We start from the raw sequence: 11,932 nt of genomic DNA, 5'->3' as shown, positions 1-11,932 counted from the left end.
TACTTTTCTTCCTTTCATTTCGCGTTGACTGATATTGAGTTTACGCAAAATTTTCGATTTTATCATAATACTCGCTTCGGTACCTGCGGGCTCAATGTGGTATGGTTGGCCATCATAATTAATTACACCATATTCATTAATCCACTCATTGGCTAAAATACGATAGGGATCGTTGGGCCGAGCCTGTTTGGTTTTGCCAAAAGTGATAAAATTATTGTTGTCTTGTTCAAATGCAATGCCTACAATATTGTTCCGTTGTAATACACAAACACCAGGCGTATTTTTCTTTAATGTAATAATATTTACATTACGGCCATTTTCCAAAACTACTTTACCATCATTTACTTTAGCTTCACCGGTTTTTACATCTCTTCTTAACACAATATTCCTGTCATTATAAAATTGAATTTTATCAAGTGGTTGATGATTAGCTGCTAATTGAGAGCGGATGGCAGCAGTAAAATATGTTTTAGGGGTAGAACAGGCAGCAAATAAAATGGCTATTAAAATAGTATTGAATATTTTTTTATAAAGCATAATAAATTTTTTTGCAATGAAAACGTGCCTGTAAAGACTGTTTTTGTACATAAAGGTTTAGCCCATGATTGAGAAAATTTGTTAAAAATTCATCAATAGCAGTTGTGCATTCACGCTTATTTAAATTTCTTTTTTGAGTCTTGGTAAATTGGCAATAATTATGCCTGCAATAATAATGATACTGCTTATCAAGTGAATGTTACTGAAGGCTTCCCCCAAAAAAATAACGGCTTCAACAGTACTTAGTACCGGAATTAAATTGCCCAATAAGGCCGTTCTTGCCGCACCCAACAAGGGTATCGCTTTATTCCAGCTTAAATAAGCCAGAACAGATGCGCCTAAGCCCAAATAAAGAATTATCCAAATGGTATTTGGAGTCCATATCATTTTTTGTTGCAAAAAAAATGGTTGAATCCATAATAATGGAATTAGTAGCAGGGTTCCGGCTGTTATTATTATGAAAAGAAATACCGTTGCATCAAGGGGTGCAGGTTTTTTCTTTACCATAATGGTATATACTGCAAATAAAAGTGCGCTTAAGAAAACCCAAATATCGCCTGTTGAAAATTTCAACAACTGTAAATGTTGCCAGTTACCTTTTGCCATTAAAAATAATACACCCCATAAACATAAAAGCATGCCCGCTATTCTGGCTATACCAATTTTTTCTTTTAAAAAAATAGCGGCTAAAAAAGTAGAAAAAACCGGTGATGCCGAAGTTCCGATGATGGCAAGATTGATGGCTTGTGTATAATGACCACCAAAATAAAGCAGTGTATTAAATAAACTAATTCCAATAAATGCAGTACCCAAAAGATAACGGCGATATTGAATAATGAGGTTCCATTGTTGTTTGGTTTTTGTATATGCAAATGGTAATAAAAGAATGGAGGCGGTACACCATCGTAGTAAACTTAATTGTACCGGTGGAATTGATTTTGCCAATCCTCTTGCAACAATAAAATTGCCAGACCACAATACCACTGCAAGTATTGCAGCAGAAAAACCTACCAGAACTTTTTTGTTACTCATTTGAGATTCATACATTCATTAATGGGCAAAATCTTTTTCGTAATTGCCTTTTATTCGCTCAATGGGAGGATTGAAATAACCGAATTTTACTTCCGGAAATTCTTCATGTATTAATTGTTGCAATTGTTTAATACCCAGCATTTCGCCTGTTTCGACCATATTAATTTGACCCAGATACCAGTCGGGATCAATATTAAAATTACGCCATTGTATCATATTGAGTTTTGTAGTTTGGATCAATTTTCTTAAAGCCTCATATTCTTTAACAGTATCAGTTACGCCGGGAAAAACAAAATAATTAATACTGCTCCATCCTCCAAATTGGCGAACTGTTTTCAAGCTTTCAATAATATCTTCAAATGCATAATTATTGGGTCGATAATAGCTGGTATAAATACTTTTTTGTGCAGAGTTGGTGCTCACCCGAATACTGTTTAAACCGGCTTTGCATAATTCGGCCACTGCATCGGGTTTAGAGCCATTTGTGTTGATATTAATACTGCCTTTGTAGGTATGCTTTCTGATTTCAATGATGGCATCACGAATGGTTTCCCACATCAATAAAGGTTCACCTTCGCAACCCTGCCCAAAACTTACAATAGGATAGGGGGCTTGTAGCAAATGGGGTACCGTAAATTCAATAATTTCTGCAGCAGTAGGTTTAAAAGTTAGCCGATCCTGGGTTGAAACAATAGTTTCTTCTTCCGGTTGAAAAGAAATACAGCCAATGCAATTGGCATTGCAAGCCGGAGAGGTAGGCACAGGGCATTCCCATCTTCCCAAAGCAAAATTTCTGGCAGCGGGGCAGTGATAGGTATTACAACAATTATTCATTAAATGTTGTACTAACCTGTTTCTCGGATAATTTTTCAGTAATTGATTAGCGCCGGTTTGAATCAGTTTTTCATCATATCCTGCACATTCCTGGCGAATATCTTTCTCAATTCTGATAGCAGGTACATAAATGGTATTGTTATACCAACCTGCTGCAGTATAGCAGAATAATGGAAGGGTGGGCGCATCGGGAAACGATTCGTAGGCAGCCAAAAATAATCCTGTATGTGCGGGTGGAATAAACGCCGCAACCGCCCAGCCTTTTTCACACAATCGCATTTCACCGGTTTTTATATCAACGCCAATGCCCCTACGTTGTGGTAATTCATACAGGTTACCTCCTTCAGGTAAGGTTATCCAGTCTTCTACCGGCACCTGAAATGCATCCCAACCAGCACGTCCGGTTGCAAAAAGGGTTTCATCTTCAAAAATATTGCCATTACCATCTGAATACAATAAAAAAGGCGATTGTTGTAACATGTGTAATTTCATTCAATTCAAAAATAAATTAATTTTTTTGTGCGGCCCGTAATTGCGCTGCACAAAAAGCATTAAATTCAGCTTCTTCTTTTTCCGATACTTCAGCATCCACATTTTTTTGTATCAATTGATTGTTTTTTAAATCAATTGTTAAAATATTGTCTTTCAGTATCACATTATTTACCTGTAACCAGCTAATTCTTTTGGAAGGAATACTGTTGAAAACAATTTCTTTGCTGTCGAAAGCAACTTCCGGCAATACCTTGGCCGGCTTTTCAAGTACCGCAGCAATTAAATACAGAATGGCAAAGAACAGGCCTTTTGGATACAAATACCATCCCCAGGCTGCTATCATTAAAGCAAACCGGTAAAAAGGCATATAGCCTCTGGATTGTTGCCGGTAACACCATATCCACCAGCTGAAGATTAAAATGGGAATCAGAAAAAAAAGGGTGTATATGCCGCCGCTAATGCCGGCATGATATAATAAAATACCTCTTAAAATAAAAGTCACACTTGCAATAGCCAGCATTAACTGACTAATGATGTCAATTGCTTTAAAAAAACGAACAGGGTATTTTAAAACAATAATATAATCGTATGTTTTTGAAGGGCGTGCTATCATAATCCAAAACCGCAAAAATAGGTTTAAAAACTGCACCCACTCATATTTTTGTTAAATGAAAGGCAATAAATTAAGAATAGCTGAGTAACATCAGTATTATCTATTCATTTTACAAGTACTTTTGCGCAGTAAAATACGAATGATATGAAGAAGATGCATTTGATATTATTAGTAGCCATTGCAGCAGCCATTACTGTTTTAATTAGCTATACCGGTAATTTAACCACTTATGAAACCATTGCTTCAGCAAAAGAAAAGCCGGGAAAATTTGTGAATTTAATTGCTAAACTCGACAAAAATGAACCCATTCAGTACGATGCAGTGAAAGACCCCAATTTTTTAAGTTTTACTGCCATTGATACTTTGGGCAATTCAGTAAAAGTTGTTTACCATAATACCAAACCTACTGATATGGAAAAAAGCGACCGGTTGGTATTAAAAGGCCGTATGGATGGTGATCATTTTGAATGTAAAGATATTTTATTAAAGTGCCCTTCAAAATATAAAGATAATCCCCAGTCTACCGAAAAATCTATGGCGAAGCAAGACTAACAATAAACAACAGGGTTTTTCATTCAATCCTCATTTTATGCTTAGTTTGCCACTCATTTACCCTTTTTATTAAGTTGATACATTATGCAGTATAACGGAGAACACCTTTTACCCGGACAAATTGGTCATTTTTTTTCTATCCTTTCTTTGGTGGCTTCATTAGTGGCCACCATTGCTTATTTTAATGCAGCTCGTATTCCCGATTTGCAATCAGACAAACAGAGCTGGATAAAGCTTGCCCGTATTTCATTTTTAATTGAAACCATTTCTGTATTGGGTGTTTTCTTTTCATTATATTATATTATTTATAACCATTATTTTGAATATTTTTATGCGTGGAACCACTCCTCCCGCAGTTTGCAATTGAAATATATATTAAGTTGTTTTTGGGAAGGTTCGGAAGGTAGTTTTTTATTGTGGAGTTTTTGGCATTGTGTGCTGGGTTGGATTTTAATAAAAACCAGCAAAACATGGGAAGCAGGCGTGATGACGGTGATAAGTTTTGCACAGTTTTGCATAGCCTCTATGTTAATTGGCATCTACTTTTTTGGTTACAAGGTAGGTAGTAATCCATTTATTTTATGGCGTCAGCAAATGCCTGATATCCCTATTTTTTCTGACCCAAATTATTTGCAATTGCCCCGCATTCATGAAGGAAATGATTTAAATACATTATTACAAAATTATTGGATGGTCATTCATCCGCCGGTATTGTTTTTAGGTTTTGCCTCAACCATTGTGCCTTTTGCCTATGCTATTGCAGGCTTATATAAAAAAGACCATAGCTGGATAAAAATAAGTCTTTCCTGGGCCGCATTTTCAGGTGCTGTTTTGGGTACCGGAATTATGATGGGCGCTGCCTGGGCTTACGAAAGTTTATCGTTTGGCGGCTATTGGGCATGGGATCCGGTTGAGAATGCCTCTTTAGTACCCTGGATTGTAATGATTGTAGGCTTACATACGAATCTTATCTATAAATCAACAGGCTATTCTTTACGTTCTACCTATCTTTTTTATATTCTTAGTTTTATTTTAGTGCTTTATTCTACCTTCTTAACCCGTAGTGGTATACTGGGCGATACTTCTGTACATGCATTCACCGATTTAGGTATGAATGTGCAGTTGTTATTGTTTGTACTGGTATTTTTATTTCCTGCTCTTGTTTTATATTTCTTGCGTTATAAAAAAATTCCGGCTATCCAGAAAGAAGAAAATACTTACAGCAGAGAATTTTGGATGTTTATTGGTGCATTGGTACTGTTTCTTGCTGCTATTATTATTGCGGCCAAAACATCCGTTCCTGTGTATAACAAATTATTTGGTACCAATATAGCTCCACCTGAAGATCCGGAATTTTCTTTCAATCAGGTTCAAATATTTATTTTAATAATCATTGGAATTTTAACGGCGGTAACGCAGTATTTTAAATACAAAAGCACGCCTGAAAAATATTTTGGTAAAAAAATATTATGGCCAACAGTGGCAGCATTATTGGTTGGTTCAGCCATATGCATTTGGGGCAATATTCATTATAACAAACAAGGTATTGGCTTTCTGGTAGCCATTTATGTGGGAATTTATGCGGCTATTTATTCCATTATTGCCAATGCTGCTTATATATGGATTGTTTTAAAAGGAAAATTAAAGGTTGCCGGTGCTTCTGTAGCGCATGTTGGATTTGGAATGATTTTATTGGGTGTATTAATCTCTTCAAGTAAAAAAGAAGTATTGAGTTGGAATACAACAGGTATTGCAGTGTTTAAAAAAGACAAAAAAGAAGATCCTGTAGAAAATATTACTTTGTTTAAAGGGGTTGCTACCGATATGGGTAAATACATGGTAACCTATGTACAGGATACATTAAACCCCAAAGACCGTAAACGGTATTATGAAATTGATTTTAAGGCCAAAAATGGTAAAGAACAGTTCAAAGTATATCCTGATATCATTAAAAATAACAAAGGGATGGAAGGCTTTTCTCCCAATCCGGATTCAAAACATTATTGGAACAGAGATATTTTTGTATACATATCATCCTTTCAGCAAAATGATCAGGCAGATACTGCCACTTTTAGAAATATTGCCATAAAACCAGGCGATACTACTTTTTACAGCAATGGTATGCTTATCTTGAATAAAGTGCAGGTAAATCCTGAATCGCAAAAAGATAAATTTAAAAATGGTGAAACCGCATTGTTTTTAGATATGACTGCTATTACTAAAGATGGTCGCCGTTATCCCATAACACCCGGAATTGTTATTGATAATAACGATTTAATCAACTATCCGGATACGGTTAAAGCACAAAGTCTGATAGTGAAATTTAATAAAGTGAGTAACCCGCAGGATGGTAAAATAGAAATAGGAGTAAGAGAGAGTGGCGCCATTACCGATTTGGTAACATTAAAAGTATATGAGTTTCCTCTGATTAATATGCTTTGGTTGGGGGTTGTAATAATGGTAATTGGCTTTTTTATGTCTATTTATCAGCGAATCCGTCTGGCACTTTTTTCAAAAGAATAGGTTACTTTTATTACGCTGGCAGCATTAACCAATGAATATATGTCTACAGCATATCAGCGTGTATGGTAAAGCGAATCCTGCATATGATTGTAATCGTTTGTTTGTGTTTGATTGCCAGGCAATCACATGCACAGCACAGCATTTATGATACCATTCCCGTTCATGCTTTTATTACACCGGAAGGTGATACCATTCCCATGGGATATTTACCGGATGTTTCTATTCTTTACCGCTTAAATGCCCGCCAAAAAAGATATTGGACTGAATGGACAAGGCTACGCAATGCAGTGTACGTTACCTATCCTTATGCAAAAGCTGCAGGCAGAATTATGAATGAAATTAATGCCCGCCTGGCAGGTGTTACTAATAAAAGCGAAAGAAGAAAAATTATTCGCTCCAGAGAAAAAGAATTAAGAAAAGAATTTACAGATAAGTTAACGCAATTATCCATTTATCAGGGCAAAATTTTAATGAAACTGATTTATAGAGAAACCGGGAATAATTGTTATGAAATTATTCAGGAATATAAGGGAAGTTTAACAGCCACTGTTTATCAAACTGTTGCCTTCTTTTTCGGTACCAGTTTAAAACAAAACTACGACCCCAATGGAAATGACCGGGATATTGAAACCATTGTACGCGACCTGGAAAGAATGTATGGTATGCGGGGTTAAATATTTCTCGACAAAATTTCGGTAAAATTTTCCCGACTGATAAATTGTGCACCCAGACTTTCTAAATGTTCTGTATACACCTGACAGTCAATTAATACAATTCCTTCCTCCATTAATTGTTGCACAAAACGTATAAAAGCAAATTTGCTGGCATTGCTCACCAAGCTAAACATACTTTCCCCAAAAAATATATTTCCCATTTTTATGCCATAAAGCCCGCCCACTAATTGGCCATTTTGCCAGACTTCAGCGCTATGTGCCCAGCCTGATTGATGCAGTGTGGTATAAGCTTCAAGCATTTCATCGGTTATCCATGTTCCATCTTGCCCATTTCGTTTGGTTATTTTGCAGTGTTTAATCACAGCATGAAATGCCTGGTTAACAGAAAACTCAAAAGCATTTTTCTTTAGCAATACCTGCATGCTTTTGCTAATTTTAAGTTCATTTGGGAAAAGTACAAATCTGGGATCCGGGCACCACCACAATGGTGAATTCCCTTCATACCAGGGGAATATTCCTTTTTTATAGGCTGTGAGTAAACGAGGTATTTGTAAATCACCGCCTATTGCCAAAAGGCCATCTTCCATACTTTCGGTAACCGGCGGAAACCAAAATGTTTCATTTAATTGATAAAGAGGCATAGGGTGGTAATCAATATCGGGAAATGAATGATTAAGAACCAATAGGAATGGTTTCGATGGTGGCGTTGATACCTCTGTCTAAAATAGCACTACGCATGGGATCTAAGGTTTCATAATCTCCATTTTTTACCACACACTTGCCCTTCATATGTATTAATAAGGCACATTGCTCTGCCTGCTCTTGCGTATGGCCACAAATTTCAATCAGGGTTTCAATTACCCAGTCAAAAGTATTCACATCATCATTCCATACAATTAAATGGCAGGTAGGCACTGATGCTGTAATGGTATCAATGGAGGCCTCTTCCCAATTTTTTTCTTTCGTATGATTTAAAATCTGAATCATACTGCAAAAATAGGTAGTTCTGTTAAAATAGGAAATACAACACCCTACATGGTCATTTGTTGAAAAGAGCAAAGTTTTGAAAAAATGATTCAGGCTGTTTTGGAAGAAAGTAGGAATTGCTTATACATTTTGGGAGAAAACCCGGTATGTGCTTTGAATAAACGGTTAAAGTGGGTAACCTGATTAAAACCTGACTGGTAGGCAATTTCATGAATTGGATCATTTGATTCTATCAGTAACTTGGTTGCATAAGATATTCTTTTTTCAATTAATAAATCGGTGAAACATTTACCTGTCTGCATTTTAAAAAAACGGGCTAATGTAGCTTCACTCATATTCATAATGCACGACATTTTTTTCAGGCTGATTTCTTCTTTGAAATGGGTGTTTAAATAATCCATTACTTTATTAACCTGATTAGTATTGTTTTGCAAATTTTGAATCATTGTTTCTGAATTATCATTCAAAATTTCCCATTGCTTTTGCAATGAAACAGTAGATAATAATTTCAGTAAAATGAGTAACCCTTTAAAATCATTTTCTTTTTCCAATAGTTGTATTGCTGCCAGTGCATTCTGAGCTGAGTTATTTGAAAAACGAATGCTATTGATTCCGGCTTGAAATAATTTTCTAATGTGGAAAAACTGGTTTTTGTTAAGCATGCAATCTCCAAACAAATCTTGTTGAAAAATTACTTGCTTTACAAGACCGGTAGAAGAGGAATTGTGCCCGGTACACCAGCCGTGCAATGTACCGGGTGGTAATAAGAACAATGCAGTATCGTGGTTGATTTTAGTAATGCTATTACCAATAATACAAGTAGCTGTTTCAGAATTTTGAAATAATAAGAGTTCCCAATAATCATGATAATGTAATCTTTGGGCAGGATCATTGATAGCATGCCTCAGTACAATAAAAGCATCTGCTTCTTCTATGGGCAAGAATCGTTTTTGGTTGAGATTTTTCATGCAGTGCAGTTAAAGCAATCAGTAGGTTGAAAATAGTTGGTTAGAATATAGCTGCTGGTATCACCCATCACCCTCTGCAAGGCAAAAAAATGATTTGTTTCGCTGCAACAGTATCAAATATTTATAGCCGTTGTGAATAAGATGTGCAATGTATGGGTTTATAGTTTGTCAGTGTTTAATTTACTGAACAAGAATTATTAACCCGGTTCAATTTTAAAATGGGCTTCAATGTTTTATCTATCAATGTTTAAGTGAGCACTGTTACCTCGTCATTGCTATACCGTTATTGAAAGGTATGTAAGTGAGAATGTGTATTTGTGTAATATGTTACCCGTTTATTGTAGAAAAAATATTTTTTGATATATATCAATTGTAGAATTGCTGTATTGTCAAACACTGAACGAGAGCGGCTTTTATTAAATTAATGTGTAAAAAATACATAATTGTATGTTAAAAAATCACTGAAACATGATGGTAAAAGGTAAGAACACAATCGTTTGCGATACTTAAATTTGTTAAAGATTATTTAACAACCTAACGAAAACATTGCTTATGCCAAACAATCCACATCTATCTCGATGTTTTTTGCTTTTTTGCGGCCTCTTTTTTTGCACATTGGGGGCTTTTGCACAAAAAACAGTTTCCGGTAAAGTAACCGGTAAAAACAATCAACCCCTTGCCGGCGCTACGGTAACGGTACAAGGTACCAACAATGCTACCGCTACGAACGATGATGGTACATTTACCATTAAAGTTCCGGGCGATAAAAGTGTATTGGTAATTTCTTCAGTGGGTTACAACAATGTAACCATGCCTGTAAGTGGCCGTTCAAGAATTGACGTTACCCTAACCGAATCCACTAGTGATTTAAATGAAATTGTGGTATTGGGTTATACATCGCAAAAGAAAAAGGACATTACCGGTTCTGTTTCAGTTGTAAATGTAAACGATATGAAATCTGTACCAGGTGGTAATACTGCCGCTTTGTTACAAGGTCAGGCTTCAGGTGTTACGGTTATTAATTCCGGTGTACCTGGTGGTGGTACCAGTGTAAAAATTCGAGGTATTACTTCTCCCGGAAGTACAGCGCCATTAGTTATGATAGATGGTGTACAGGGAAATTTACAGGACGTCAATCCCAGTGATATTGAATCCATTCAGGTATTGAAAGATGCCGGAGCTGCTGCTATTTATGGGGTACAGGGTTCTAACGGGGTAATTATTGTTACCACCAAAAGAGGCCGTCAGGGTAAAGCCAGAATTAGCTACGATGCTTTTGTGGGCACCCAACGTCCGTTGAAAAATGGCTTTAACTTAGAAAACACACAGGGTTATGCCAATGTGGTGAAAGCATACGAAATTAACAGTGGTATTGCTCCCGGAAGCAGAAATGCACAGTTTGGACAGGGTGATACGCCTGTAATTCCGGATTATATTACTCCTACCGGAGCAAAAGTGGGTGATCCTGGAACAGACCCAGCTTCCTACAATATAAATTCCAATCAAATTACAAAGGCCAATAAAATTGGCACAGATTGGTTTCATGAAATTTTTAAACCTGCCATTTTTCAAAGCCATACTTTAACAGCCAGTGGTGGTAATGATAAATCAACTTACCTGTTTTCAGTAGGATATTTAAACCAGCAGGGAACTTTGATTAATACCTATTTAAAGCGCTATTCAGCAAGAATGAATACCACTTTTAATATAAATAATCATATCAGAGTTGGAGAAAATGCCTATGTGTTTTACAAACAAAGTCCGGGCTTTACCAACCAGAATGAGGGTAATGCTATTTCAATGAGTTACCGTGAACCACCTATTATTCCTATATATGATATCATGGGAAATTATGCCGGTACTAAATCAGTGGGTTTAAGTAATGCACAAAATCCTGTGGCAAATCAACAAAGGACTGCCAATAATAGGAGTAATGATTGGCAGGTAAACGGTAACGTATTTGCTGAAGTGGATTTTTTAAAGCATTTTACAGCCCGTACAAGTTTTGGAGGTTATTTTGATAATTATTACTACTATTATTTTACCTATACGGCTTATGAAAATGCAGAAGGCAATACCAATCCTAATGCCTTTACGGAAGGAGCTGGTTACAATAGCTTATGGCAATGGACAAATACCGTTAAGTATAGCAACACTTTTGGCAAACATAGCTTAAATGTATTAGTGGGTCAGGAAGCCAAAAACCAATACAACAGAGGTATTAGCGCCGGCAGGGGATCATATTATAGTACTGACCCAAATTATTGGACATTAAATACAGGTGCTCCAAATTCACAAAGTAATATTGGTTATCCACCTTATCAATTAGCAATATCTTCCTATTTCGGGAGAATTGATTATAGTTATGCAGATAAATATATTTTAGCAGCTACATTAAGAAGAGATGGTTCTTCCGTTTTTGCTCCCGGCCATCAATATGGTAATTTCCCTTCTATTTCTGCAGGATGGCGTATTTCCAATGAAAATTTCATGAAAAATGTTAGCTGGATTAATGATTTAAAATTGAGAGGAGGATGGGGTACATCCGGTTCTATTAGAGCGTATCTCAAAAGTAGTTTCTTAATAATATAATTGTACAAGCTAATTGTACAAATCCGAGAAAATTAGCATCATAGTAATCAAATCTTGTTTGACAACGTCGAAACTGCTGAATCCAGGCAAAGACTCTTTCGATCTTCCACCTGTTTTTGTATCGTCGT

12 protein-coding genes are annotated in these 11,932 nt (G+C 36.2%); 4 read left to right on the top strand and 8 right to left on the bottom strand.

Translation table 11 applies throughout. From position 1 onward, the window contains the following. The 4 genes from EO766_RS02965 to EO766_RS02950 all read right to left on the bottom strand — a co-directional run. Nucleotides 1-537, bottom strand: a 537-nt coding sequence (locus tag EO766_RS02965) for a hypothetical protein (protein WP_287100666.1), incomplete at its 3' end; no start/stop codon positions are given. 120 nt (nt 538-657) lie between these two features. Next, the gene (locus EO766_RS02960; protein WP_074420214.1) at nt 658-1,569 is read right to left on the bottom strand and encodes a DMT family transporter; all 912 of its coding nucleotides are present in this window, start codon (nt 1,567-1,569) and stop codon (nt 658-660) included. A gap of 18 nt (nt 1,570-1,587) precedes the next feature. Then, complete coding sequence (locus EO766_RS02955) at nt 1,588-2,895, bottom strand: radical SAM family protein (RefSeq protein ID WP_074420204.1); 1,308 nt, start codon at nt 2,893-2,895, stop codon at nt 1,588-1,590. 16 nt (nt 2,896-2,911) lie between these two features. Beyond that, the gene (locus tag EO766_RS02950) at nt 2,912-3,508 is read right to left on the bottom strand and encodes a hypothetical protein (RefSeq protein WP_074420203.1); all 597 of its coding nucleotides are present in this window, start codon (nt 3,506-3,508) and stop codon (nt 2,912-2,914) included. A 144-nt stretch (nt 3,509-3,652) separates the two neighbouring features. On the opposite strand from EO766_RS02950, the gene EO766_RS02945 reads away from it, so the two are divergent. The 3 genes from EO766_RS02945 (at nt 3,653) to EO766_RS02935 (ending at nt 7,257) form a co-directional block, all read left to right on the top strand. Further along, nucleotides 3,653-4,060, top strand: a complete 408-nt coding sequence (locus EO766_RS02945; RefSeq protein ID WP_074420202.1) for a cytochrome c maturation protein CcmE domain-containing protein — start codon at nt 3,653-3,655, stop codon at nt 4,058-4,060. An 84-nt stretch (nt 4,061-4,144) separates the two neighbouring features. After that, entirely contained in the window at nt 4,145-6,583 is a 2,439-nt protein-coding gene (gene ccsA / locus EO766_RS02940) for a cytochrome c biogenesis protein CcsA (RefSeq protein ID WP_074420201.1), read from the top strand. Nucleotides 6,584-6,645: 62 nt separating this feature from the next. Continuing rightward, on the top strand, nt 6,646-7,257 hold the full coding sequence (locus EO766_RS02935; protein ID WP_074420200.1) for a DUF4294 domain-containing protein: 612 nt from the start codon (nt 6,646-6,648) through the stop codon (nt 7,255-7,257). Here EO766_RS02935 and aat read toward each other — a convergent pair. The 3 genes from aat to EO766_RS02920 all read right to left on the bottom strand — a co-directional run bounded on the left by aat (nt 7,254) and on the right by EO766_RS02920 (nt 9,212). Then, on the bottom strand, nt 7,254-7,940 hold the full coding sequence (aat, locus tag EO766_RS02930) for a leucyl/phenylalanyl-tRNA--protein transferase (protein ID WP_287100665.1): 687 nt from the start codon (nt 7,938-7,940) through the stop codon (nt 7,254-7,256). The two genes, EO766_RS02935 and aat, sit on opposite strands and share 4 nt — an antisense overlap. After that, the gene (locus EO766_RS02925) at nt 7,930-8,244 is read right to left on the bottom strand and encodes an ATP-dependent Clp protease adaptor ClpS (protein ID WP_074420198.1); all 315 of its coding nucleotides are present in this window, start codon (nt 8,242-8,244) and stop codon (nt 7,930-7,932) included. Before EO766_RS02925 ends, aat begins: the two co-directional genes overlap by 11 nt. Before the next feature lie 89 nt (nt 8,245-8,333). Beyond that, a complete protein-coding gene (locus EO766_RS02920) occupies nt 8,334-9,212 on the bottom strand; it encodes an AraC family transcriptional regulator (protein WP_074420197.1) in 879 nt (292 codons plus the stop codon). Nucleotides 9,213-9,764: 552 nt separating this feature from the next. Here EO766_RS02920 and EO766_RS02915 point away from each other — a divergent pair. Further along, complete coding sequence (locus EO766_RS02915; protein WP_081301299.1) at nt 9,765-11,804, top strand: SusC/RagA family TonB-linked outer membrane protein; 2,040 nt, start codon at nt 9,765-9,767, stop codon at nt 11,802-11,804. On the opposite strand, the gene EO766_RS02910 is transcribed toward EO766_RS02915, so the two are convergent. After that, the gene (locus EO766_RS02910) at nt 11,779-11,886 is read right to left on the bottom strand and encodes a hypothetical protein (RefSeq protein ID WP_502697225.1); all 108 of its coding nucleotides are present in this window, start codon (nt 11,884-11,886) and stop codon (nt 11,779-11,781) included. The two genes, EO766_RS02915 and EO766_RS02910, sit on opposite strands and share 26 nt — an antisense overlap. Nucleotides 11,887-11,932: the final 46 nt, after the last annotated feature.

Origin of the sequence: Hydrotalea sp. AMD, from assembly GCF_004100315.1 — a bacterium.
GTDB lineage: Bacteria > Bacteroidota > Bacteroidia > Chitinophagales > Chitinophagaceae > Hydrotalea > Hydrotalea flava.
Note: the sequence above shows the minus strand (reverse complement) of the source record. Positions and strands in the feature narration are given on the sequence as shown.